The following is a 24,323-nucleotide window of genomic DNA, read 5'->3' as shown; positions in this document are numbered from 1 at the left end:
CTTCGGTTCGGGGCCGTACGGGCCCTAGGCGGGCTGCGTGGCCGCCGCGATGCGCTCGGCGCGCAGGGCCTCGTACCAGCGGTCGTCGGTCGGCGGCAGCGCGTTCACGTCGAGGGCCAGCTTCAGGAGCAGGTCCGCGATCTGCGGGTTGCGCGCCATGACGGGGCCGTGCATGTACGTACCGAAGACGGTGTCGTTGTACGCGCCCTCGGTGCCGTCGCCGGTCCCGTTGCCGTTGCCGAAGACGGTCCGGGCGAACGGCCTGGCCGTCGGGCCGAGATGGGTGATGCCCTGGTGGTTCTCGAAGCCCGTCAGCTGGGGCAGGCCGAGCCGCGGGTCGATGTCCGCGAGGACGTCACCGACGCACCGCTCGCCCTCGCCGCGGGTCGAGATCACGTCGATGAGACCGAGACCGGCCTCCCGCTCGCCGAGGTCGTTGATGAACTCGTGGCCCAGGATCTGGTAGCCGGCGCAGACCGAGAAGATGATCGCACCGTTGGAGGCGGCGCGGCTCAGGCCGCCGTCCCGCCGCAGCCGCTCGGCCGCGAGCCGCTGCGGACGGTCCTCGCCGCCGCCGATCAGATAGATGTCGCCCGAGGTCGGGACCGGCTGGTCGCTGCGGACGTCGACGCGCTCGACGCTGAGGCCGCGCTGCAGGGCGCGGCGCTCGACGACGAGGACGTTGCCCTGGTCGCCGTAGGTGCTGAGCAGGTCCGGGTAGACCCAGACCAGGCGCAGGCTGCTGTCACTCATGCTGCAAGTCCTCTACGGGTCAGTTGCCGACGCGGCGGCGGACGTCCTGGAAGGCGGTGTAGTTGGCGATCAGCTCGATCTGTCCGGGCGGGGCCATCGCGACGGCCTCGTCCAGCGTCTCGCAGACGCGGAAGTCCACACCCGCGACCTCCAGGCGGACCGCGAGGTCCAGCCGGCGGTCGCCGATCACCATGATCGGGTGTCCGGCGAGCCGGCCGTAGTCCACGTCCCACAACCAGGAGGTGTCCGTGCCGTCGGCGCCGCGCGCGTTGACGGAGAGGATCACCGGGGCGGGCGGCCCGTCGATGAGGGAAAACGTTTCGAGCCAGCCGGCCGGGTTCTTCGCGAGCAGCAGACGCAGGTCACGGCCCTGGAAGGACACCACGTCGTAGCGTCCGGCGACGGCCTGCACCTGGTACATCCGCTCCAGGGCCACCTGCGGCGGCACACCGAAGACGGCGGCGACGGCGGCAGAGGTCGCGGCGTTCGCCTTGTTGGCGCGGCCGGGCAGCTGCAGACGGATCGGCCAGGCCGAACCGTGCGGGTCGAGCACGTGGTCGCCGCTGAGCGCCCAGCTCGGCGCGGGACGGCGGAAGCCGCACTCGCCGCAGAACCAGTCGTCGCCCGGGCGCTGCATCACACCGCCGCAGGCGGGGCACGACCAGGCGTCGTCCTTCCACTCCTGGCCGGCGGCCACCCACACCACGTTCGGCGAGGAGGAGGCGGCCCACACGATGAGCGGGTCGTCGGCGTTCGCGACGACGACGGCCTTCGTGCCGTTGAGACCCTCGCGCCACTTCTCGGCGAGCATCCGGGTCTCGGCGGCGCGGTCGAGCTGGTCGCGGGAGAGGTTGAGCAGCGCGATCACCTTGGGCGTGGTGTCACGGGCGACGCCGGCGAGGTACTTCTCGTCGACCTCGATCACTCCGTACTTCGACTCCGAGCCGCCGGCCAGCGCCGAGGTGATGCCGGCGGGCATGTTGGCGCCGAGGGCGTTCGAGACGACGGGGCCGGCGGCGCGCAGCGCCTCCGCGATCAGCCGGGTCGTCGTCGTCTTGCCGTTGGTCGCCGACACCAGGACGACGTCCAGATGCTGTGCGAGCCGGCCGAGGAGGTCGGGGTCCAGCTTCAGCGCCACCTTGCCGCCGATCACCGACCCGCTGCCGCGTCCCGCCGCACGCGACACCGCGGCCGCGGCCCTGCCCGCCGTCACGGCCAGCTTGGCGCGCGGCGACAGCGGCTCTGGATTACCGGGGTGTCCTGACATCGTTCTTGTTCCTCCTTGCGTCGGTCCGGGCTCAGCCTATCGAGATCCGGCCAGCAGCCCGAACAGCGGCACCGCCGAGCGGCCGTGCGAAACAGCCAGGTCACGGCGGACCGTACCCTTACCGCCATGCGAAACCGCCCCATCCCCGGCAGTTCCGGCCACGTCCGAGCGATGACTCTGCTCGGCGACCCCGTCCTGCACACCCCCTGCGCGCCCGTCACCGACTTCGGACCCGAACTGGCCCGGCTCGTCGAGGACATGTTCGCCACGATGTACGCGGCGAACGGCGTCGGCCTGGCGGCGAACCAGGTGGGCGTGGGCCTGCGCGTCTTCGTGTACGACTGCCCCGACGACGAGGAGACCCGCCACCTGGGACATGTCGTGAACCCGCGCCTGGTGGCGGCGGACGGTGACCTGTTCCGGGGCCCGGAGGGCTGTCTCTCCCTGCCGGGTATGGAGGCTCCGACGCCCCGTTACGACCGCGCGGTGGTCGAGGGAGTACGGGTGGACGGGACTCCGGTGCGGGTGGAGGGCACGGGTTTCTTCGCCCGCTGTCTTCAGCACGAGGCCGACCACCTGGAGGGCGGGGTCTACGTGGACCACGTCATGGGGTGGCGCAAGTCACGTCTGATCCGCGCGATCCGCAAGCAGCCGTGGGGGAGCGGGGTCGGGGTGCTGGAGGGCTGACGGTGCCGGAGTCCGGCTGTCCCGGAGCCCGACGGTCCCGGAGTCCAGTTGTCCCGGAGCACCGACTGTCTCGGAGTCCGACGGTCCCGGCTAGAACCCCGGGCCGCCGGGGAGGTCCGGTGCCTGCGCGAGTCGGCCCCACAGGAGGTCGGCCAGGCTGCGGACGAGGTCGGCGCGGGAGCAGGGGCGCTCGCCGAGCCACCAGTCGCCGGCCGCGTGCATCATGCCGACGATGCCGTGTCCCCAGATGCGGGCCTGGACCTCTGCGTCGGGGCCCAGGTCGACGCGTTCGGCGATGACCTGGCCGAGCTCCTCGCCCATGCGGCGGAGCAGCGGGGCCGAGTGGCGGCCGACGTCGAAGCCCTGCTCGGTCTGGTGCGACTCCTCCGCCGGGTGCATGAGGAAGCGGTAGACCTGGGGCATCGCCTCGATCGAGGCGAGGTAGGTGTCCAGGGTGGACTCGACGCGGCGACGGCGGTCGGAGGGCGCGTCGAGCGCGGCCCGCAGGGCGGCGAGGAGGGCGTCCGTGTGCCGGATGGCGAGGGCGCGGTAGAGGCCGCCCTTGTCGCCGAAGTGGCGGTAGAGGATCGGCTTGGTGATGCCGGCCTCGGCGGCGATCGCGTTCATGGACGCCTTGGGGCCGTCGCGGAGCACCACCCGGTCCGCCGCCTCCAGCAGTTCGCGTCGCCGCTGTTCGGCGGGCGTCTGCTGGTCGGTGGTCCGGTGTGCGATGTCCATAAGCGTGTCTCCCCGCCCGTGCGATTCCGTGAGGCTGTCGCAACGTAACACCCGGCCGGTGTCCGGTGCCGGTCGGGCGGAACCGCTCCACCGCAGGTTGACAGCGTATACCCGTCGGTAACAGACTGGTGTTACCGCAAGTAACGTACAGCTGGGAGGGAAAATGGGCGAGTTCACGCTCGAACTCAACGATGACCAGAAGCAGGTCCGCGACTGGCTCCACGGCTTCGCCGCCGATGTGATGCGCCCCGCGGCCGCCGAATGGGACGAGCGTGAGGAGACTCCCTGGCCGATCATCCAGGAAGCGGCCAAGATCGGCATCTATTCGCTCGATTTCTATGCCCAGCAGTTCTTCGACCCGACGGGCCTCGGCATCCCCATGGCGATGGAGGAGCTCTTCTGGGGCGACGCCGGCATCGCGCTCTCCATCGTCGGCACGGGCCTCGCCGCCGTCGGCGTCCTCGCCAACGGCACCGAGGAGCAGATCGGCACCTGGGTCCCGCAGATGTACGGCGACGCGAACGACGTCAAGGTCGCCGCGTTCTGCTCGTCCGAGCCCGACGCGGGCTCGGACGTCGCCTCGATGCGTACCCGTGCGGTGTACGACCAGGCCACCGACGAGTGGGTGCTCAACGGCACCAAGACCTGGGCGACCAACGGCGGCATCGCCAACGTCCACGTCGTCGTCGCGGTCGTCGACCCCGAGCTCGGCTCCAAGGGCCACGCGTCCTTCATCGTGCCGCCGAACACCCCCGGCCTCTCCCAGGGCCAGAAGTTCCAGAAGCACGGCATCCGCGCCTCCCACACCGCCGAGGTCGTCCTGGAGGACGTCCGGATCCCCGGCCACTGCCTCCTCGGCGGCAAGGAGAAGCTGGACGAGCGTCTGGCCCGCGCCCGCGAGAAGGCCAAGGCGGGCGGCGGTGAGCGCGTGAAGAACGCCGCCATGGCCACCTTCGAGGCCTCCCGCCCGGCGGTCGGCGCCATGGCCGTCGGCACGGCCCGCGCCGCGTACGAGGTCGCCCTCGACTACGCGAAGACCCGCGTCCAGTTCGGCCGCCCGATCATCGAGAACCAGGGCGTCGCCTTCCAGCTCGCCGACATGGCCACCCAGATCGACGCGGCCCGCCTCCTCGTCTGGCGCGCCTCCTGGATGGCGACGGCGGGCAAGCCCTTCACGGCGGCCGAGGGCTCCATGTCCAAGCTGTACGCGAGCGAGGTCGCCAAGCAGGTCACGGGTCAGGCCATCCAGATCCTCGGCGGCAACGGCTACACCCGCGAGTACCCGGTGGAGCGCATGCACCGCGACGCGGCGATCTACACGATCTTCGAGGGCACGAGCGAGATCCAGCGCATGGTGATCAGCCGGGCGCTCGCGAAGTAGCGCCGACGACGGGAAACCCCGCCGCCTCTCCGGTGGCGGGTCCGCCCCTCGGGCCCGCCCCCGGAGTCACGGCGGAACGCCTCCACCGCGGGTGGAAGTGTGGACATGCGCCGCTCTCTTCGGGCCTGGTCAGACGAGGCAGAACTCGTTGCCCTCGGGGTCCTGGAGGACCACCGCGTAGTAGTCCATGCCGTTCGGCTCGTCCATCGTGTACAGGATCGTCGCGCCGATCGCCGTGAGTCTGGCCACCTCGCCGTCCACGCGCTCGCGGCGCAGGGCGAGCGGGACCCCGCGGCCGCCGCCCACCTTGAGGTCCAGGTGGACGCGGTTCTTGACGGTCTTCGGTTCCGGGACGCGCTGGAACCAGATCCGGGGACCCACGCCCTTCGGGTCCACGATGGATTCCGGGAGCTCCCCGGCGTCGTCGCCCAGTTCGTCCTCGGGGACGCCGATCGCCTCCCAGTACGCCCGCCAGGTGGCGTGGCCCTCGGGCGGCGGATCGGGGACGTACCGCAGGGCCTCCAGCCAGAACGGCACCAGGCGCTGCGGGTCCGCGCAGTCGATGGTCAGTTGCAGGGTCATCTCAGGGCGTTCCATGCGACGAGCCTCGCAGACACCACTGACAGTCGGCCGATTCGAGCCAACAGGCCAGAATCGGTCGGCTGTTCGGGCATCCCTACCCGTGAGTCACGCCCTGCGGGACAATCACCCGTCAGGCGACGATCGAGGGGAACCGTTCATGGCCACCACCACCGGCACCGAAGCGCCCGAACTCGCGGGACTTCCGCTGCTCGGCTCCATGTTCGACCTCAAGAACGACTCCCTGGGCACCTTCCTCCGCGCCCGGAGTGAGCACGGCGACGTCGTACGGATCACCGCGGGACCGCCCGGGATCCGCGCCACCGTCTACGGCGTCTTCTCCGCCGAAGGAGCCCAGCAGGTCCTCGCCGGGGAATCGGCCAACTTCCGCAAGGACAACGCCTTCTACCAGGAGATCCGCGAGTCCTTCGGCAACGGACTGCTCACCAGCCAGGACGAGGACTACCTCCGCCAGCGCCGGCTCGTCCAGCCCCTCTTCACGCGCCGCCGCGTCGACAGCTACGCAGCCGCCATCGCCACCGAGGTCACCACCCTCACCGACGAGTGGCGCGACGGCGGCGCCGAACCCGTCGACGTCCTCCAGGACATGGCCCGCCTCGCCCTGCGCGCCGTCGCCCGCATCCTCTTCGGCACGGACGTCGACGCGGCCGTCGAGATCGTCGAGAACAACTTCCCCGACGTCGGTGCCTACGTCCTGCGCCGCGGCTACTCCCCGCTCAACGTCCCCCGTGCCTGGCCCACCCCCGGCAACCGCCGCGCCGCCACCGTCCACCAGGCGCTGTACGAGGTCTGCGACCGCATCATCGCCGAGCGGCGCAGTTCCGGCCGGGCCCCCGGCGACGGCCAGGACCTGCTCACCCTCCTCGTCGAGGCGGAGAGCGCCGAGGACGGCCGCTTCGACGCGACCGAACTGCGCGAGCAGGTCCTCGTCTTCCTCCTCGCAGGGCACGAGACCACCGCCACCTCCCTCGGCTTCGCCCTCCACCTCCTCGCCCTCCATCCGGAGGAGCGGAAGCGGGCCCACGAGGAGGTCGACCGGGTCCTCGCCGGCCGCACCCCCGGCGCCGCCGACCTCGACGCGCTGCCGTACGTCACCCAGGTCCTCAAGGAGGCCATGCGGCTCTTCCCGGCCGCCCCGGTCATCGGGCGCCGCGCCGTCGCCGCCACCCAGGTCGGCGGCGTCACCATTCCGGCCGGCGCGGACGTCATCGTCGCCCCCTGGGTCACCCACCGGCACCCGGACTACTGGGAGGACGCGGAGCGCTTCGACCCCGACCGCTTCACGCCCGAGGGGGAGGCAGCCCGCCCCCGCTACGCCTGGTTCCCCTTCGGCGGTGGCCCGCGCGCGTGCATAGGCCAGCACTTCTCGATGCTGGAGTCGGTGATCGCCCTGGCGATGATGCTCCAGCGGTACGACTTCGAGGCCGTCGACACCGTGGTGCCCGTCGCCCCCGCGATCACCCTCCAGGCCGCCGGCCCGGCCCGCTGCCGCCTCACCCCCAGGACTCCCTAGGTGTATTGACCCGCAGCGTTGTTGACGCGGCTGATGGGTGGCTTGCCGTCGAGTGCTGTGTGGCAGCGGTGATGGTTGTAGGTGTGGAGGAAGTCTGCCAGGGCTTCGGTCCGCTCGTTGTTCGAGGTGTAGGGCCGCAGATAGGCCCACTCATCGAGCAGGGTGCGGTTGAAGCGTTCGACCTTGCCGTTGGTCTGCGGCCGGTAGGCCCGGGTGAGTTTGCCGGTTGCGCCGAGGTCGGCGAGGACGGTCTTCCAGGCCAGGCCCTTGCGGTAGGCCCAGGCGTTGTCGGTCAGGACCCGTTCGATCCGGTCGATGCCGTGGGTGTGGAAGAACGCGGCCGCGCGGGTGAGGAAGCTCGCGCAGGTCGCGACCTTCTCGTCGGGGTGGATCTCGCTGTAGGCCAGGCGGGAGTGGTCGTCGACAGCGGAGTGGACGTAGTCGAAGCCCATGCCGCGGATTGGCCTGCCGGCCTCGCGGCCGTTGGTTTTGTGGCCGCCGCCGTCGGGGATCCGGCCGAGTTTCTTGACGTCCACGTGGATCAGCTCGCCGGGCCGGTCGCGCTCATAGCGGCGGATCACCGTGCCGGTCGGCCGGTCCAGCCAGGCCAGCCGATTGAGCCCGTGGCGGGTCAGGATCCGGTGGACGGTCGAGGTGGGCAGGCCCAGGACCGGGCCGATCCTGGCGGGGCCGAGCTTGCGGGTGCGGCGGAGATCGCAGACGCGGGCCTCGACGGCCTGGGGGGTGCGATGCGGTGTGTGCTGCGGCCTGCTGGAGCGGTCGACCAGGCCCGCGTCGCCTTCCATCCGCCAGCGGCGAATCCACTTGTGGGCGGTGGGCCTCGATATGCCCATCTCGGCCGCCACATGAGCAACCGGCCGTCCTGCCAGGACGCGTTCGACCAGGATCCGCCTGCCGTGAACGGTCAGCCGGGCATTACGGTGGGACACGAAGACCTCCGTGTGCGGTGTGGAGCCTAGACACCTCCACCACACCGGAGGTCTTCGCCATGATCAAGACCTGCGACTGTCAACAACGCTCGTGATCAATACACCTAGGGGGTGTCCGGCGGACGTGTGCGGCTCAGTCCGTCCGCTTCCCGCCGAGGTGGAGCGAGCGCAGAGCCGCTTCGAGGGCGAAGCGGTGGTCGGGATCGAGAAGCCGGTCGCCGAAGTGGTTGTCCAGGTTCCGCAGGCGGTAGCGGACCGTCTGGGCGTGTACGCCGAGGAGCTCGCCGACCTGTTCGGCGGGTGCCCGCGTGGAGATGTGGACGCGAAGGGTCTCGATCAGCCGGTCGCGCCGGGTGCCGGACAGCTCGTCGAGCGGGGCCAGTTCACGCCTGGCCAGCTGGGCCACGAGGGCCGGATCGGACAACAGCCACAACGTTGTCAGGTGCTCCTCGCAGTGGACGAGGGGAGCGTCCGCCACGACGTCGTCGTCGATGAGCTGGAGGACGCGCCGGGCCCAGCGGATGGAGTGGGCGGCCTGCGCCGACGGCACGGTCAGACCGACGACGGCGGGGGTGCCGGCCAGGGCGGAGCCCAGCATCCCGAGGCGCTCGGCGGTGAGGGGACCGGGGATGAGGAGATACGGCTGGGGAAGGCTGAGGTCGGCGAGGACGTCCCGGTCGAGCCCCGCCTGGACGAGTTCGGCGACCGGCGGGCGGAGGGCGACCAGGGTGCATTCGGCGGGGAGCTGCCAGGAGGCCTCCTGGCACAGCTCGGCGATCGTGGCCCTGGGCAGGGGCGGGCCGGCGACGACCAGGTGGAGTAACTGTCTTCGCAGCGCGGCCACGTCGGACACCGCGCGGGCCTGCGCCATGACGTAACCCTCGCGGGAAAGCGCTTCCAGTTCGTCGACGTAGGCGAAGAGGGCGTCGGCGAAGGCAAGGATCAGGGTGGGGGAGAGGTTGTACGTACGTCCGATGATCTTGGCCCGGCGCAGTGCGACGCGCGCGCCGAGGCGGTAGGCGCCGAGTAACGTGTCGAGATCGCGTCCCTCGTAGGCCTCCACCCGGCCGAACTTGCGCAGCAGTTCGTCCCTGAGGGGCGCGTTGGTCGCCGGGTCGGCGACCCGTTCCACGAAGGCGGCCAGCGCCTGTTCCACACCCTGGCGGATCGCGTCCGAGTGGGGCCCGTTGAAGAGATGGGCGTACACGGGGTAGGCCCGCTGGACCTCCATGCCGATCTCCTTGATGAGGCCGGGGATCTCCGGCCTCATCAGGGCGGCGAACTCCCTGGGGAGCGGGTCGAGCGGCTCACCGATGTCCGGCGACTGTGCGATTGCGGGCATGAACCGATCCCTTGCTCTCCTACGCGACCGGTGGGGGAGCGACGGTGCGGTGCCCGGCCTGGAATGGCGGGCGCCGCCGCGGTCGTCAGGTGCGTACCAACGTGGACTGCTGAAGCTAAGTCAACTGCCGTGCGGTGTACACGCGTTGAGCAAGAGTTGACGCCCAGGAGGGGCGTGGGCCGATGGAGTCGACCGGGAATCACCCCTGAATGGCTGTTACTTGACGGCGGAGTGCCAGTTGCGGGACAGCGTCCTGCCGGCGTCGGGGGCGGCGAGGCCGGGTGCGAAGAGCCCGGTCAGGTGGGACTGGGTGTTGTCGAGGGTGAGGCTGTTCTTCCCGGCGGCGGAGGGCAGCCCCGTCTTGAGGTTGACCGCGGCGTCGATCACGCCGAACCACCCCAGGCCGCAGCCGCTGGCACCCGGGACGGCGAAGGTCTTGTCGACCTGGGTCGAGCCGAGCATGTTGAGGCGGCTCATGTCGCCCTCCTCGTTCGGGGAGCCGTCGCCGTTGAAGCGCTCGACGCCGAAGTCGGGCGACGTGAGGTTGCTCGGGCGCAGAATGATCGGGTTGGCCTTCGTCCCGATGTAGCAGTTGCTGCCCAGGAACGGGTTCTCCAGGTGGATGCGGACCGGGAGGGACACGATCGGCCGGTCGGTGAGGACGCCCGCGATCTGGTCGAAGTCCGAGGGGGTGCCGACCGACTCCACGGTGGCGGTGATCTTGTTGAGCTTGGCGTCGGTCAGCTGCCGGCAGATGTCGGTGATGAACGGGATGTCGCTCGGACACATCAGACCGAGCAGACCGCCGGGGACCGTGGCGGAGTCGGCGATGAGCGCGCCGCCGGCGGGGGCGGCCACCGTGCTGGTGCCGTCGGGGTTCTGGACGACGCCGATCTGGAGGTTGGTCCGCCCGGTCGTCACGGTCGTCTTGCCCAGCTTGATCGAGCCGCCGGCGGAGTAGGAGACGACGCACTGCGGCGAGGTGTCGAGGCCGTCCGAGGCGAGCATCGCCCCGGCGTCGACGGGGCAGCGGGTGGAGGGCCCCCAGCCGCCGTTCAGCTGCGGGTCGCTCGCCGTCGCCGTCCCGATGGAGGCGAAGGCGCCGAGCGCCGTGAGGGCGGAGAGCGTGGCGAGGCGCGTGCGGGAGGAGACGAGCGGCATGGTGGGTGCCTTCCGTTGAGGGGTGGGTCGAGGGCGAGGGGTGAGCGGTGAGGAGAGGGGAAGCGGGGGGACCCGTGGGCGGACCGGGCTGCGCCGGCTCAGCGCTCGGGCTTGGGGACCACGTACGGCTGACGGTCTTCGGTGCACTGACCCTCGGTGGGCACCTCGACGCCGACCGCGCAGGTCTGGCCCTGGATCTGCTTGATGTAGTTGCCGGGGCCGGAGATGGACGCGGTGAGGAGCCGGTCGAGGTTCTCGCCGCCGGCACCGCAGCCCTTGAAGGCGGGGACGGTCACCTCGCCGGTGAGCGGGCCGCCGCTGGTGAGGACGTAGCCGGTGGCGTCGGTGCCGTTGAGGAGCTGCCCCTTGCCCAGGAGCACCAGGTGGTCACCGGGGTACTTGGCGGGATCGGGCTCGGGTGAGGTGAGCGGCTTCACCGTGCGGCACGAGGGGCCGACGTCCAGCCGGGTGCCGTTGACCTCGACGTCGAGGACGCGCAGGACGAGGGGGACGCGGATGTAGGTCTCCGCGATGTTGTCCGGGAAGACGAGGAGGACGTCCGACTCGACGGTCATGGGGCCCGCCTGTTCCAGGACCAGGGTCGCCGTGGTCGGCGCGAAGCCGAACGTCAGGAACGTGGACGTGAACGGCGGGGACTGCTTGCGCCCCTGGTAGGAGAGGGAGCCGACCGACTTCTGGAGCAGGTGCACGGTGCCGTCCGGCCGGAAGTCGATCACGGGTTCGCCCTGCTCGATCTGGACGCAGGACACCGGGATGAGCGAGGCCCCGTTCAGCTTCCGGACGTTGGAGTAGCCGGTGATGTACGCGGCCAGCGACGTGGAGGTCGGTTTCTCGGTGATGCACGGCGGTGCCGCCCGCCGGTCCGCAGGGGCGCCGGGCTCGTTCTCGGCGACCGCCTTCGGGCCCTTCTCCGCCTCGCGTCCGGAATCCGCCGGGTCCTTCGGCGCCCCGCCCGTCCCGCCCGTGGTCTCCCGCCCGGTCGGCGGTGCCGGCTGCGAGGAGGCGGACGAAGGGGAGGGCGAGGAGGGGGAAGGAGAGGACGGCGCGGTCGACGGTGGGGCGGACGGGCTCGGTTCTCCGGTGGAGGTGCCCGGGCCGACCGGGACCGTGGCGAGCACCGTGCGGCCCTCCGGGTCCTGGCCGGGGACACAGGTGACGGAGAGGGACGCGGGCGTGGTGGCCGTGCCGTCGGCCGCGCTCAGGGCGAGGTCGACGGCGAAGTTCTCGGCGGTGAGGGTCAGTTCGCCGGGGGTGTCCGTCGTCAGGGCCGGTACGTCACCGGTCGACGTGAGCGCGAGCGGTCCTTCGGCGGGCACCGCGGCGGGCTGCGTCGTGCCGCGCCATGTGACGTCCGTACGCCGGCCGTCCTGGCTCGCGCCGACGGTGAGCAGCGTCTCCCCCCGTACGGTGGCGGCCTTGAGGGCGGTGAGGTCGGCCACGGCCGCGGCGGGCAGCTCCACCGTCGTGCTGACATCGGTCGGCCGGAGCGCTTCGCCGACGGCCGCACGGTCGGGGACGGTGGCCCTGATCCGTACCGTCGCGGGCTGTTGGCCCGACGGCAGGGTGCAGAGATAGGGCAGTGCGGTGTCGACCTCGTGCGAGCCCAGGGCCACGGCCGCGGCGGGGAGAAGGGGGGCGAGTGCCACGAGTGCGGCGATCGCCGCACCGCGCGCGTGGGCGCGGGAGGGCCGCAATTCGGCTCGCTGGCCTCTCATCTGGTGCTCCGCTCGGGTTGTACGCGCGCGAGCGCGAGGGGGTCAGCTGTCAGGGGCGCGGACAGCCCGCGTCCGCCCGGCCGGGGGCGCCGGCCGGGCGGACGCGGGTTCCTGCGTCCTACGGGTTGGAGCCGACGATCGTCGGGATGGTCGTGGTGCCCGTCTGCTTGACGAGGTAGGCACCGGTGAAGAGCGGCTTGGCGCCGACCGGGACGGCCGAGCCGCAGTTCGTCGACGAGACGACGGTGAGCTCACCGGAGGTGCTGGCGACGGCCAGCTTGCCGGTCGAGTTGGTGTACGTGCCGGAGGCCTTGCCCGTCACGCGGAAGACGCAGGCGCCGACGGTCACCTTGGCGTCGACGTTGCCGACGTAGCCCTTGGTGACGCCGGTCGCGGCGGTGTAGTCCTGCGCCACCACGGTCCAGGGGGTGGTCGCGACGGTGGTCACGTTGCCCAGCACGCTGGTGCAGGGCGCGCCGGTGGCGCCGAAGGCGATGGCGCTGATGGAGGCGACGGTCGCAGGGTTTCCGGTGGCGCTGGCCATCGTGCCCGAGCCGTTCGACTTGGTACACGTCATGGCGATGCCGTTGACGCTCAGGACGACGTTCCCGGTGTTGGTCGCGGTGAAGCTGGCCGGCGAGGGGCTGACGGTCCAGACCGTCGAAGGCACCGCCGAGGCCGGGCCCGTGGCGAGGGCGAACGCGGCGGTGGCCGCCCCTGCGACGACGGCGAAGTTTCTCATCTGCTTCTTCATGGGTCTGGGACTCTCCTTGGGGATTGACCAGCAGAGGGTGCGACCGCGGTGGGGGAGCGGCCGACGGCCCGGTATTTCTCGGCCGCGAAACCTGACGTTACTTGCGGGAAACTTAGCTGAACAATGGCGCAGTCCATGATTCTTTGAAGAGGTCTCATTGCCTGTCAGGAGGGTGAGCGGTGGCTTGAATACCCTTGGTTCCAGGGTGCGCAATGTCGACAATTATGATCGATCACCCGGGGGTGTGAGGGGATATCGCGTGAACTGCTCACCGGTGGCCCGATGGGGTGCGGAATTGCTCTCGCCGGTGACAGGTTCCGCCTGGAAACTATCTCCCGCCTGATAACTGTCGCGCCGTCCGGCGGGGCCTGGAGAAAACTCGGAATCCGGTATTGCCCGGGGAGGTTACTCGGCCGTAACGTTCCCGGGGCGGTGGCTCAGTCGCAGGTCGGCGGGCCACTCTGTCTCGGCGGAGACAAAAGTCCTTCCCGACTTTGTCTCCGTGGTGACAAAGTCGGGAGCGGATCAAGGATTCTGCGCCAAGCCCCTTGTCCGAATGATCCGATCCGACTTAACGTGCGCCCGCGGCGCACACCCGACGCACGCTTGCTGGAGGTGGGATGGGAATCGAAGTAGTCGTTGAGGGTCTGACCATGTCCTTTGGCAAGCAGAATATCTGGCAGGACGTGACCCTGACATTGCCGGCCGGAGAGGTGAGCGTGATGCTCGGCCCTTCCGGCACCGGGAAGACGGTCTTCCTCAAATCGCTCATCGGGCTGCTGAAACCCCAGCAGGGCCGCGTCCTCATCAATGGGGTCGACATGGTCAGCAGCCCCGAACGGGACATCTACGAGACCCGGAAACTCTTCGGCCTCATGTTCCAGGACGGCGCCCTCTTCGGCTCCATGACCCTCTTCGACAACATCGCGTTCCCGCTGCGCGAGCACACCCGCAAGCGGGAGTCCGAGATCCGGCGGATCGTGATGGAGCGGATCGAACTCGTCGGCCTGCTGGGCGCGGAGGGGAAACTGCCGGGCGAGATCAGCGGCGGCATGCGCAAACGCGCCGGACTGGCCCGTGCACTGGTGCTCGACCCGCAGATCGTCCTGTGCGACGAACCGGACTCCGGGCTCGACCCCGTCCGCACCGCCTACCTGTCCCAGCTGCTGATCGACCTCAACGCGCGGATCGACGCGACGATGCTGATCGTCACCCACAACCTGGACATCGCCGCCACCGTCCCCGACAACATGGGGATGTTCTTCCGGCGCAGCCTCGTCACCTTCGGCCCCCGCGAGGTACTCCTCACCAGCGACGAACCGGTCGTGACCCAGTTCCTCGCCGGCCGCCGCGAAGGCCCCATCGGCATGTCCGAGGAGAAGGACGCGGCTCTGCTCGCCGCCGAGCTGGACAACCCCGCGAACCACCGGACGGCGCCCCGCGTCATCGTCCCGCAGCTGGAGCCGTCGCCCGGCCTGCCGCCCCGCGCGGCGGTGGCACGGCGGCGGGAGCGCGTCCTCGGCATGCTCGACCGGCTGCCGCCCGCAGCCCGCGCCGCCATCAGCGACACCTACGCGCAGAACGAAGCGGCGTACACCCTGCCCCAGCGGCAGCGGATCACCGGGAGCGGCTCGTGATCACCGGTGCGCTGCGGCAGACCGGCCGACTCTTCGCCCTCGCCGCCGAGGTGAGCCGGGCCGTCTTCCGGCGGCCCTTCCAGTTCCGGGAGTTCGTCGAGCAGTTCTGGTTCGTCGCGAGCGTCACCATCCTGCCCGCCGCGCTCGTCTCCATCCCGTTCGGCGCCGTGATCGCCCTCCAGGTCGGCTCGCTCACCCAGCAGTTGGGGGCCCAGTCGTTCACCGGCGGTGCCAGCGTCCTCGCCGTCATCCAACAGGCCAGCCCGCTCATCGTCGCCCTCCTGATCGCCGGCGCCGGCGGCTCCGCCATCTGCGCCGACCTCGGCTCCCGCAAGATCCGGGAGGAACTCGACGCGATGGAGGTCATGGGCGTCTCGCCCGTACAGCGTCTGGTCGTCCCGCGCGTCCTCGCCACCATGGCGGTCGCCGTACTGCTCAACGGGATGGTCTCCGTCGTCGGCACCCTGGGCGGCTACTTCTTCAACATCATCCTCCAGGGCGGCACCCCCGGCGCCTACCTCTCCAGCTTCTCCGCCCTCGCCCAGCTGCCCGACCTCTACATCAGCGAACTGAAGGCCCTGATCTTCGGGTTCATCGCCGGCATCGTCGCCGCCTACCGGGGCCTCAACCCCCGCGGCGGACCCAAAGGGGTCGGCGACGCCGTCAACCAGTCCGTCGTCATCACCTTCATGCTGCTGTTCTTCGTGAACATGGTGCTGACGGGCATCTACCTGCAGATCGTCCCGCCGAAGGGAGGCTGAGGGCGATGGCCTCCCCGTTCGTCTGGCTCGACCGGTCCGGTGACCAGCTCCTCTTCTACGTCAGGGCCCTCCTCTGGGTGCCGCGGACGCTGCGCCGCTACCTCAAGGAGGTGCAACGGCTGCTCGCCGAGGTCGCCTTCGGCTCCGGCGGCCTCGGGGTCATCGGCGGCACCATCGGCGTCATGATCGCGATGACGCTCTTCACCGGAACCGTCGTCGGCCTCCAGGGCTACGCAGCCCTCGATCAGATCGGCACCGCGGCGTTCACCGGCTTCGTCTCCGCCTACTTCAACACCCGGGAGATCGCCCCGCTCGTCGCGGGACTCGCCCTCTCCGCGACCGTCGGCGCCGGATTCACCGCCCAGCTCGGCGCCATGCGCATCAACGAGGAGGTCGACGCCCTCGAAGGCATGGGCATCCGCTCCATGCCGTACCTGGTCACCACCCGCATCATCGCGGGAGTCGTCGCCATCGTCCCGCTGTACGCGATCGGCCTGCTCTCCTCCTATCTGGCCTCCCGCTATGTGACGGTCCTGTTCAACGGCCAGTCCCAGGGCACGTACGACCACTACTTCAATCTCTTCCTGTCACCGACGGACGTCCTGCTGTCGGTGCTCAAAGTGCTGATCTTCAGCGTGATGGTGATCATCGCCCACTGCTACTACGGCTACCGCGCCTCCGGCGGCCCCGCCGGCGTCGGCATCGCGGTCGGCCGCTCCGTACGCAACGCCATCGTGCTGATCAGCGTCACCGACTTCTTCCTGTCGCTGGCCCTCTGGGGCGCGACCACGACCGTGAAGGTGGCGGGGTGAGATGAGCGACTCACGTGCCGAGACCCTGCGCCGCCGGTTCGCCGGCGTGGTCTTCCTGCTGGTGCCCGCCCTGCTCGCCTGGCTGGCGGTCGCCGTCTACGACAAGAGGTTCACCGACTCCGACCCGGTCGTCGTCGAGACCGGCAGCGTCGGCAACGAGATGCACCTCGGCGCCGAGGTGAAACTGCGCGGCGTCGTCATCGGCGAGGTCCGCGCCATCGACGCCATCGACGGCGGAGCCCGGCTCACCCTCGCCATGCGGCCCGGAACCCTGAGCCACGTACCGTCCGACGTCCGCGCACAGATGCTGCCCACCACGCTGTTCGGCGAACGGTTCGTGGCCCTCGTACCGCCCGGGAACTCCTCGGCAGCGCCACTGGGCCCCGGAGCCGTCATCCCGGAGGACCGCTCCAGCAACGCCGTCGAACTCCAGCAGGTCCTCGACAACGTCCTGCCCCTGCTCACCGCCGTCCAGCCGCAGAAGCTGTCGGCGACCCTCTCGGCCGTCTCCAAGGCCCTGGAGGGGCGCGGCGACAAGCTCGGCGAGACCCTCGCCCGACTCGACGCCCACCTGCGCGAGTTCAACCCCCAGCTGCCCGCCCTCACCCGCGACCTGAAAGAACTCGTGAAGGTCAGCCACCTCTACGCCGACGCCGCCCCGGACATCGTCACGGCGCTCACCGACTTCACCACCACCAGCGGCACCCTCGCCGAGAAGGAGGCCGACCTGGCCGGCACCCTCGGCGCCACCACCAGGACGGCCCAGGACCTGACCGCCTTCCTGCGCCAGAACAAGAACAACATCATCCGGCTCAGCGCCACCAGCCGGCCCACCCTGGAGCTGCTCGCCGAGTACTCCCCGTCCTTCCCCTGCACCCTGCGCACCCTCGCCCAGTTCGTACCGGCCATGGACAAGGCGCTCGGCAAGGGCACCGACCAGCCCGGACTGCACGTCGACGTCACCACCGTGCCCTCGCGGGGCGCCTACGTCCCCGGCCGTGACACACCGTCCTACGGATCCGGCGGCGGCCCGCGCTGCTACCCCGTGCCCTACCTCGGCATTCCGGTCGCCCCCGCCGCGCGGGCGTCCGCCGCGGCCGACCAGGATCTCGGCCCCGCCAACTCCCCGCAGGAGAACGACCTCGTCAACGAACTCCTCGCCCCCGGGGCGAAGAAGCGGCCCGGCGACCTCCCGGACTGGAGCAGCATGCTGGCCGGCCCGGCGTTCCGCGGCGCGGAGGTGACCCTCCGATGACGACGCGGCCCACCCACACGCGACGACGCGGCCTGACCGGCACGCTGCTGAAGTCCCTCGCGTTCGTCCTGGTCACGGCGCTGGCCACCACCGTGCTCGGCCTCAGCATCGCCAACACCGGGGTCGGCTCGGCCACCCGCTCGTACAAGGCGCTGTTCACCGACGTCACCGGGCTCGTCAAGGGCGACTCCGTGCGCATCGCGGGAGTGAAGGTCGGCGAGGTGACCGACGTCCGCGTCGTCGAGCGGCGCACGGCCCAGGTCACCTTCTCCGTCCGCGAGGACCGATCCGTCCCCCGGTCGGCGACGGCCGCCGTGAAGTACCTCAACATGGTCGGGCAGCGCTACATCGCCCTCGACCGGGGCAGCGGCGACCTGGTGGGCACCCTGCGGAACGGGGACACCATCCCGCTCGACCGCACCACCCCCGCACTCGACCTGACCCTGCTGTTCAACGGGTTCAAGCCGCTCTTCGAGGGCCTCTCGCCCGCCGACGTCAACGATCTCGCCGGATCACTCGTGCAGGTCCTCCAGGGCGAGAGCGGCACCGTCGACAGCCTGCTGCGCCACATCGGCTCCCTCACCAAGACGGTCGCCGCCAAGGACAAGGTCATCGGCCAGGTCGTCACCCACCTCAACACCGTCCTCACCACCCTCAACAACCGCGAGGCCGCCTTCGACGACCTCGTCGTCACCCTCCAGAAACTCGTCACCGGCTTCAACACCGACCGCAAACCCCTCGGCGAGGCGGTCCAGGCCATCGGCGCCCTCACCACGACGACCGCCGGGCTCCTCCAGGAGGGGAGAGCCCCCCTCAAGAAGGACATCCGCGAACTCGGCAGGCTCTCCGGCACCCTCGGCGAGCACACGCCCGCCATCGAGGCCTTCCTCGCCAACACCCCCACCAAGATGACCGCCCTGGCCCGGCTGTCCTCGTACGGATCGTGGTTCAACCTCTACCTCTGCGAGGCGCGCGTGACCGGCGTGGGCACCTCCGACGGCTCGAAGCCGCCGACCGGCATCGCCGTGACCGAACCGAGGTGCCGCGGATGAGCCCCCGCCGCCGGCTCAGGCCGGTCAAGGAGCGCAACCCGGTCGCCGTCGCCGTCGCGGGACTGCTGCTCCTCGCGCTGGTCGCCGCCCTGGCGTTCAACGTGGAACGGCTCCCGCTCGTCGGCGACGACACCACCTACAGCGCCGACTTCTCCGAGGCCGCCGGACTCGACGCCGGCGACGAGGTGCGCATCGCCGGGGTCAAGGTCGGCAAGGTCACCGAGGTCGCCCTCGACGGAGCCAAGGTCAAGGTGACGTTCGAGGTCGGCGACGCCTGGGTCGGCGACCGGTCGACCGCCGCCATCGCCATCAAGACCCTCCTCGGCGAGAAGTACCTGGCGCTCGATCCGCTGGGCTCCGGCCGGCAGGACCCCGAAGCCCGCATCCCGCAGTCGCGCACCACCTCCCCGTACGACGTCACGCAGGCCTTCCAGGACCTCAGCGGCACCGTCGACGCCATCGACACCGCGAAGCTCGCGGAGAGCTTCCAGACCATCTCCGACACCTTCAAGAACTCGCCGCCGCACGTCCGCAACGCCGCCACAGGCCTCTCCGAACTGTCGAAGTCCGTCTCCAAGCGCGACACCGAACTCGCCAGGCTCCTGCAGAACAGCAGGAAGTTCACCCAGACCCTGGAGAACAAGAAGTCCAGCTTCGAGACGCTGATCGAGGACGGCGGTTCCCTGCTCGGGGAGCTCCGGAAGCGCCGCGACGCCATCCGCGCCCTCCTCAAGGGCAGCAGGGCCCTGGGCACCGAACTCAGCGGCATCGTCGGCGACAACGACCGGCAGCTCGGCCCGACCCTCAAGGCCCTCAGCCGGGTCACCGGCGTCCTGGAGAAGAACAGCGGCCAGCTCGACAAGACACTGGCGCTCATCGGCCCGTACTACCGGCTCGTCGGCAACACCCTCGGCAGCGGCCGCTGGTTCGACAGCTACCTGTGCGGCGTGGTGCCCCGTACTTATCTGCCCGAAGCCTCGCAGCCCAAGACCGGATGCCTGCCGCCGAAACAGACGGCGACGGCCAAGGGGAGCGGTGAATGATGAACAAGCCCAGAAAACCCCTCGTCGCCGGGCTCGCCCTCGTCCTGCTCGCCGCCTGCGGGCTCGTCGCCGTACGCGTCCTCGGCGACGACGGCACCCGCATCACCGCCTGGTTCGACCGGGCGGTCGGCATCTACGAGGGCTCCGACCTGCGCGTCCTCGGCGTACGGGTCGGTGAGGTCGAGTCCGTGGAGCCGCAGGGCACCCGGGTACGCGTCCGGCTCCTCCTCGACGAGGGCGTACGCGTCCCCGCCGACGTCCGGGCCCTCGTCGTCGCCCCGAGCATCGTCGCCGACCGATACGTGCAGCTCACCCCCGCGTACAGCGCGGGCCCCACCCTCGCCGACGGCGCCGAACTCCCCGCCGCCCGCAACCGCACCCCCGTCGAGATCGACCAGCTCTACGACTCGATCACCGAACTGAGTCGGGCGCTCGGCCCGGACGGCGCCAACTCCGCCGGAGCCCTGTCCGAACTCCTCGACACCGGAGCGAAGAACCTCAAGGGCAACGGCACCGACATCGGCACCTCCATCGAACAGTTCGGCAAGGCCGCCAAGACCCTCGACGGCAGCAGCGAGGACCTGTTCACCAGCCTCGGCCAGCTCCAGACCTTCACCACCATGCTCAAGAACAAGGACGGCGACGTCCGCACCGCACAGGAACGCCTCGACGAGGTCGTCGGCTACTTCGCCGAGAACAAGGACGACCTCGCCGGCGCCCTCAAGGAACTCGGCAAGGCCCTCGTCCAGGTCAAGACGTTCATCAAGGACAACCGCGGCGAGCTGAAGAAGAACGTCGACCGGCTCGTGCCCATCACCCAGACCCTCGTCGACCAGCGCGCCTCCCTCGCCGAGGCCCTCGACGTCGCCCCGCTCGCCGCCGGCAACGTCGTCAACGCGTACAACAAGGACACCCGCACCCTCGACGGACGCGCCAACCTCAACGAGATCAGCATGGGCGGACCGCTGCTCCCGCTGCCGGTGACCGGCGGATCCGCGGCGAGCGGTGGCTCCGCGGGGAGCGGTGGCCCCTCGCCGGCCGGTAGCTCCTCGGCGACCACCGGAGAGGGGGAGCGGTGAGACGCGGCACCCTGCCCTCCCGGAGGGCCGCCGGGGCCGGAGCCGTCGGCGTCATCGCGCTCGGCCTCGGGCTCGCCGTCGTCCTCGGCGCGATCCCCGGGAACCCGCTCCGGTTCGACGGCATCGAGGACCTGCCCCTGCCCGGCGGCGCCGACCTCGGCCCCCACCCCTACACGGTCACCGCCGAACTCGACGACGTGCTCAGCCTCGTGCCGCAGTCCGCGGTCAAGGTCAACGACGTCGCCGTCGGCCGCGTCACCGCCATCGAGCTCGGGACCGACACCTGGTCCGCCCGCGTCACCCTGAAGATCAACGGCGACGTCCGGCTGCCCGCCGACGCCGGCGCCCGCCTGGAACAGTCGAGCCTGCTCGGCGAGAAGTACATCCAGCTCGTCGCCCCGCGGAAGGACAACGGCGGAAAGGACGACGGCGGGAAGGGCGACGGCGGACGGCTCACCGACGGCAGCGTCATCCCGCTGGCCCGCACCAGCCGCAACACCGAGGTCGAGGAGGTGTTCGGCGCGCTGTCCCTGCTCCTCAACGGCGGCGGCGTCAACCAGCTCAAGACCATCACCCGGGAACTCAACGCGGCGCTCGGCGGACGCGAGCCCGAAGTCCGCTCGATGCTCAAGCGGGTCAACACCCTGGTGACGACCCTGGACGCCCATCGCGGCGACATCACCCGCGCCCTCGACGGCCTCAACCGGCTCTCCGCCACCCTCGCCGGCCGCAAGAAGGACGTCGACACGGTCCTCACCGGCCTCTCGCCCGGCCTGAAGACGCTGGAGAACCAGCGGGGTTCCCTGCTGACCATGCTGCGCGCCCTGGACACGCTGTCCGGGGTCGCCGTCACCACCATCGACGCGAGCAAGAAGGACATGGTCGCCGACCTCAAGGCCCTCGCGCCCACCCTCACGGCACTCGCGGACGCCGGTGCCGACCTGCCCGAATCGCTCCAGGTGCTGCTGACGTATCCCTTCACCGACGAGGTGATGCGGGGCATCAAGGGCGACTACCTCAACACCTATCTGCACCTCGCCGCCGCACCGGGAACCCAGGTGATCCCGCCACTGATCCCCAGGACCCAGCCGACGCCCACCCCCACGCCCTCCCCGTCCGACCCCGGCCCGGCCACCCAGCGGCGATCCGGGTCGAGCGGCGGGGCCCCGAGCCGGGAATCGGCCCTGCCGCTGCCCCCGGCCACCCCACCGAAGGACGGAGGCGAGAACCGGTGATCACCCGTACCGTACGGCTGAAGAACCTCGCGTTCCTCGTCATCGCCGTACTCGTCCTCGGCTTCGTCGGCGTCCGCTACGCCGACCTCGGCCGCTACGCCGGCGTCGCCGACCACTACACCGTCCGGGTCCATCTCGCCCGCACGGGAGGCCTGTTCACCCACTCCGACGTCACCTACCGGGGCGTCTCCGTAGGACGGGTCGGCGACATCGGCCTGACCGCCGACGGAGTCGTGGCCGAGCTGCGCATCAAGAAGTCGGCCCCCAGGATCCCCGCGGACGCTCAGGCCGTGGTCGCCGGACTCTCCGCCGTGGGCGAGCAGTACATCGACCTGCGCCCCGAGAGCGACGACGGCCCCTTCCTCGCCGACGGCGCCCGCATCGAACAGTCCGACACCCAGGTCCCGGCACCGGTCACCGACGTGCTCGCGAGCATGAACGACCTCACCGGCTCCGTACCGCTGGAGTCCCTGCGCACGGTCGTCGACGAACTCGGCAAGACCTTCGAGGGACACGGCGACGACCTCCAGGTCCTCCTCGACAGCGGCAGCAGGTTCGTCCAGGCCGCCGACACCTCGCTGCCGGCCACCACCCGGCTCATCAACGACGGTGAGGTCGTCCTGCGCACCCAGGCCGAAGAGAGCCGCGCCATCCGGGACTTCGCCACCGGCGCCCGCACCCTGGCCACCACCCTCAAGGGCTCCGACAGCGACCTGCGCCGCCTCCTCGCCGTCACACCCGACGCGACCGGCCAGGTCAGCGGCCTCCTGCGCGACCTGGACCCGAGCCTCGGCGTCGTCCTCGCCAATCTCCTGACCACCTCGGAGATCGCCGTCACCCGGCAGCGCGGCATGGAGGAACTGTTCGTGAAGTACCCGGCGGCCGTCTCGGCCGGAGCCACCGCCGTCGACGGCGGACGCATGAACTTCGGCATGGCCGTCACCTTCTTCAAGCCACTGCCCTGCACCACCGGATACGGGGCCACGCGCTACCGCAACGGACTCGACCTGGGCACCGCGCCCGCCCTCAACACCGGCGCCTCCTGCAGGGGCTCCGCCGCGTCCGGGGTCAACGTACGCGGCTCGGCCCAGGCCCCGAAGGGCGGCCGGGTACCCGCACCCGCCCGGCCCGGGTCCCTGCCCTCGGGCAGCGCGCGCACCACGACGGGCACGCAGCAGGCCCTGCCCGGCGCGCTCGCGCTGCCCGGCCAGAACGGCGGCCCGACGGACATGGCAGGACTGTTCGGCCTGGGCACCGGGAGCGCGCGATGAGGCGGGGCCGGATCCTCGGCGCCGGCGCCCTCGTCGTCGCCCTGGGCTTCTGCGGAACCGGCGCGTGGACCTATGCGCAGGCCCGCACCGACGAGGGCCTCGCCTTCAGCCGTGAGCGGGACACCGCGCTCGCCGAAGGCCGGGACCGCCTCACCGTCCTCAACACGCTCGACGCCTCGACCCGCGAACACGCCGAGGCGGGCATCCGGGCCTGGCGCGACGCGTCCACCGGACCGCTCCGCACCGAACTGGGGCGCACCGAACCCGCGGTGGGAGCCTCGGCGCGCGCCACGGTCACCGAGGCCGCCCTCACCGCGCTCGACGAGCGAGCCGGTACGGCGAAACTCATCGCGACCGTCCGCGTCGACGTCACCCCGCGCGGAGGCGGCGCCGCGACCACCGACCGCAAGCGTCTGGAGGCGGTCCTGACGCGCACCGGCGAGGACACCTGGAGGGTCGCGGCGCTGAGCGCGGTCCCCGTCGCCGGAGCCGAGGAGAGCGAGGACGAATGACGCGACTCTTGCACCCGTCGGAGCCGACCGAGGAGACGCCCTCGCTGCCCGAGCAAGCGGCGACTGCCACGGACGAGGACGGGAAGGCGGCAGGGGCCACGGACGGGAGGGCGGCCACGGACGAGGACGGGAACGCGGCAGAGGCCACGGACGGGAGGGCGGCCACGGACGAGGACGGGAACGCGGCAGAGGCCACGGACGGGGACGGGAAGGCGGCCACGGACGAGGGCGGTGGCCGTTCGCCCGCCGGCTGGCGGAAGGCCGCCGTCGCCGCGGCCGTCACCCTCCTGCTCCTCGGCGGGAGCGCCTTCTTCCACGGTGCCCACCAGCTCCGCTCGACCCCCTCGGCGCGCAACCACGCGCTCACCGACGCCGGGGCCACCACCCGCGTCGGCGGCGACGTCGGCGAAGGCCTCGCCCGGATCTTCTCCTACACACCCGCCAGTACCGACGGCGCCGAACGCTCCGCCGGAACCGTCCTCGCCGGACGCGCCGCCCGCCAGTACAGCGATCTCTTCGCCCAGGTGCGCGCGAAGCTCGTCGAGCAGCGGATCACCCTCACCACCCAGGCCGTCCGTACGGGCGTGATCGAACTCGACGGGGACAGCGCGCGCCTCCTCGTGTTCCTCGACCAGACCTCGCGCCGGGACAGCCCGCGCCAGGACAAGGCGACCGCCACCTCCGCCGCGGCCCAGCTCACCGTCACCGCGAGGTTCCAGGGCGACCGGTGGCTGATCGTCGACATCAAGGCCCGCTGACGATGAGCGGGAGACGGGAGCACCCC

At 70.9% G+C, this 24,323-nt stretch carries 23 protein-coding genes; 14 read left to right on the top strand and 9 right to left on the bottom strand.

Annotated features, from left to right (window positions below; all coding sequences use genetic code 11):
- Positions 1-24: 24 nt before the first annotated feature.
- Together OG462_RS08680 and OG462_RS08675 are read right to left on the bottom strand one after the other, a co-directional pair.
- On the bottom strand, positions 25-753 hold the full coding sequence (locus OG462_RS08680) for a type 1 glutamine amidotransferase (RefSeq protein ID WP_406056078.1): 729 nt from the start codon (positions 751-753) through the stop codon (positions 25-27).
- Positions 754-772: 19 nt separating this feature from the next.
- Positions 773-2,020, bottom strand: a complete 1,248-nt coding sequence (locus OG462_RS08675; RefSeq protein WP_406056076.1) for a MurT ligase domain-containing protein — start codon at positions 2,018-2,020, stop codon at positions 773-775.
- 126 nt (positions 2,021-2,146) lie between these two features.
- Here OG462_RS08675 and def point away from each other — a divergent pair, with 126 nt between their 5' ends.
- On the top strand, positions 2,147-2,707 hold the full coding sequence (def, locus tag OG462_RS08670; protein WP_406056074.1) for a peptide deformylase: 561 nt from the start codon (positions 2,147-2,149) through the stop codon (positions 2,705-2,707).
- A gap of 90 nt (positions 2,708-2,797) precedes the next feature.
- Here def and OG462_RS08665 read toward each other — a convergent pair whose 3' ends face one another.
- Complete coding sequence (locus tag OG462_RS08665) at positions 2,798-3,445, bottom strand: TetR family transcriptional regulator (RefSeq protein WP_406056072.1); 648 nt, start codon at positions 3,443-3,445, stop codon at positions 2,798-2,800.
- A gap of 163 nt (positions 3,446-3,608) precedes the next feature.
- On the opposite strand from OG462_RS08665, the gene OG462_RS08660 reads away from it, so the two are divergent.
- Positions 3,609-4,826, top strand: a complete 1,218-nt coding sequence (locus tag OG462_RS08660; RefSeq protein WP_406056070.1) for an acyl-CoA dehydrogenase family protein — start codon at positions 3,609-3,611, stop codon at positions 4,824-4,826.
- A 129-nt stretch (positions 4,827-4,955) separates the two neighbouring features.
- On the opposite strand, the gene OG462_RS08655 is transcribed toward OG462_RS08660, so the two are convergent.
- Entirely contained in the window at positions 4,956-5,423 is a 468-nt protein-coding gene (locus OG462_RS08655) for a VOC family protein (protein ID WP_406056068.1), read from the bottom strand.
- A gap of 142 nt (positions 5,424-5,565) precedes the next feature.
- Here OG462_RS08655 and OG462_RS08650 point away from each other — a divergent pair, with 142 nt between their 5' ends.
- Positions 5,566-6,939 (top strand): cytochrome P450, encoded by a 1,374-nt coding sequence (locus OG462_RS08650; protein ID WP_406056066.1) that lies wholly within the window; start codon positions 5,566-5,568, stop codon positions 6,937-6,939.
- Here the strand turns inward: OG462_RS08650 and OG462_RS08645 are convergent.
- The 5 genes from OG462_RS08645 to OG462_RS08625 form a co-directional block, all read right to left on the bottom strand.
- Positions 6,936-7,889, bottom strand: coding sequence for an IS481 family transposase (locus tag OG462_RS08645; RefSeq protein ID WP_406055974.1), 954 nt, complete (start codon positions 7,887-7,889; stop codon positions 6,936-6,938). The genes OG462_RS08650 and OG462_RS08645 overlap by 4 nt on opposite strands.
- Positions 7,890-8,022: 133 nt before the next feature.
- Positions 8,023-9,231: a helix-turn-helix domain-containing protein gene (locus OG462_RS08640; protein ID WP_406056064.1), complete on the bottom strand. Its 1,209-nt coding sequence runs from the start codon at positions 9,229-9,231 to the stop codon at positions 8,023-8,025.
- 216 nt (positions 9,232-9,447) lie between these two features.
- The gene (locus OG462_RS08635; RefSeq protein WP_406056062.1) at positions 9,448-10,392 is read right to left on the bottom strand and encodes a hypothetical protein; all 945 of its coding nucleotides are present in this window, start codon (positions 10,390-10,392) and stop codon (positions 9,448-9,450) included.
- A gap of 98 nt (positions 10,393-10,490) precedes the next feature.
- Positions 10,491-12,128, bottom strand: coding sequence for a DUF6801 domain-containing protein (locus OG462_RS08630; protein ID WP_406056060.1), 1,638 nt, complete (start codon positions 12,126-12,128; stop codon positions 10,491-10,493).
- A 118-nt stretch (positions 12,129-12,246) separates the two neighbouring features.
- Complete coding sequence (locus OG462_RS08625) at positions 12,247-12,882, bottom strand: hypothetical protein (RefSeq protein WP_406056058.1); 636 nt, start codon at positions 12,880-12,882, stop codon at positions 12,247-12,249.
- Positions 12,883-13,502: 620 nt separating this feature from the next.
- Between OG462_RS08625 and OG462_RS08620 the strand changes: the two genes are divergently transcribed.
- The 11 genes from OG462_RS08620 to OG462_RS08570 are packed head-to-tail and all read left to right on the top strand — an operon-like array spanning position 13,503 to position 24,297.
- Positions 13,503-14,519 carry an ABC transporter ATP-binding protein gene (locus tag OG462_RS08620; protein ID WP_406056056.1) on the top strand — a complete coding sequence of 339 codons (1,017 nt, stop codon included), beginning with the start codon at positions 13,503-13,505 and terminating at the stop codon, positions 14,517-14,519.
- Positions 14,516-15,280 carry an ABC transporter permease gene (locus OG462_RS08615; RefSeq protein WP_209493641.1) on the top strand — a complete coding sequence of 255 codons (765 nt, stop codon included), beginning with the start codon at positions 14,516-14,518 and terminating at the stop codon, positions 15,278-15,280. The genes OG462_RS08620 and OG462_RS08615 overlap by 4 nt, the downstream gene beginning before the upstream one ends.
- Positions 15,281-15,285: 5 nt before the next feature.
- Entirely contained in the window at positions 15,286-16,092 is an 807-nt protein-coding gene (locus OG462_RS08610) for an MlaE family ABC transporter permease (protein ID WP_406056054.1), read from the top strand.
- Between the two features lies 1 nt (position 16,093).
- Positions 16,094-17,347 (top strand): MCE family protein, encoded by a 1,254-nt coding sequence (locus OG462_RS08605; RefSeq protein WP_406056052.1) that lies wholly within the window; start codon positions 16,094-16,096, stop codon positions 17,345-17,347.
- Positions 17,344-18,399: an MCE family protein gene (locus OG462_RS08600; RefSeq protein WP_406056051.1), complete on the top strand. Its 1,056-nt coding sequence runs from the start codon at positions 17,344-17,346 to the stop codon at positions 18,397-18,399. The genes OG462_RS08605 and OG462_RS08600 overlap by 4 nt, the downstream gene beginning before the upstream one ends.
- Complete coding sequence (locus OG462_RS08595) at positions 18,396-19,442, top strand: MCE family protein (protein WP_406056049.1); 1,047 nt, start codon at positions 18,396-18,398, stop codon at positions 19,440-19,442. Before OG462_RS08600 ends, OG462_RS08595 begins: the two co-directional genes overlap by 4 nt.
- Positions 19,442-20,521 carry an MCE family protein gene (locus OG462_RS08590; RefSeq protein WP_406066435.1) on the top strand — a complete coding sequence of 360 codons (1,080 nt, stop codon included), beginning with the start codon at positions 19,442-19,444 and terminating at the stop codon, positions 20,519-20,521. The genes OG462_RS08595 and OG462_RS08590 overlap by 1 nt, the downstream gene beginning before the upstream one ends.
- On the top strand, positions 20,518-21,756 hold the full coding sequence (locus OG462_RS08585; protein WP_406056047.1) for an MCE family protein: 1,239 nt from the start codon (positions 20,518-20,520) through the stop codon (positions 21,754-21,756). Before OG462_RS08590 ends, OG462_RS08585 begins: the two co-directional genes overlap by 4 nt.
- Positions 21,753-23,027 carry an MCE family protein gene (locus tag OG462_RS08580; protein ID WP_406056045.1) on the top strand — a complete coding sequence of 425 codons (1,275 nt, stop codon included), beginning with the start codon at positions 21,753-21,755 and terminating at the stop codon, positions 23,025-23,027. The genes OG462_RS08585 and OG462_RS08580 overlap by 4 nt, the downstream gene beginning before the upstream one ends.
- Positions 23,024-23,539 carry a hypothetical protein gene (locus OG462_RS08575; RefSeq protein ID WP_406056043.1) on the top strand — a complete coding sequence of 172 codons (516 nt, stop codon included), beginning with the start codon at positions 23,024-23,026 and terminating at the stop codon, positions 23,537-23,539. The genes OG462_RS08580 and OG462_RS08575 overlap by 4 nt, the downstream gene beginning before the upstream one ends.
- Entirely contained in the window at positions 23,536-24,297 is a 762-nt protein-coding gene (locus OG462_RS08570) for a hypothetical protein (protein WP_406056041.1), read from the top strand. The genes OG462_RS08575 and OG462_RS08570 overlap by 4 nt, the downstream gene beginning before the upstream one ends.
- Positions 24,298-24,323: the final 26 nt, after the last annotated feature.

It is taken from the genome of Streptomyces sp. NBC_01077 (genome assembly GCF_045162855.1).
GTDB lineage: Bacteria > Actinomycetota > Actinomycetes > Streptomycetales > Streptomycetaceae > Streptomyces.
This window is presented reverse-complemented; position numbering and strand designations above follow the sequence as displayed.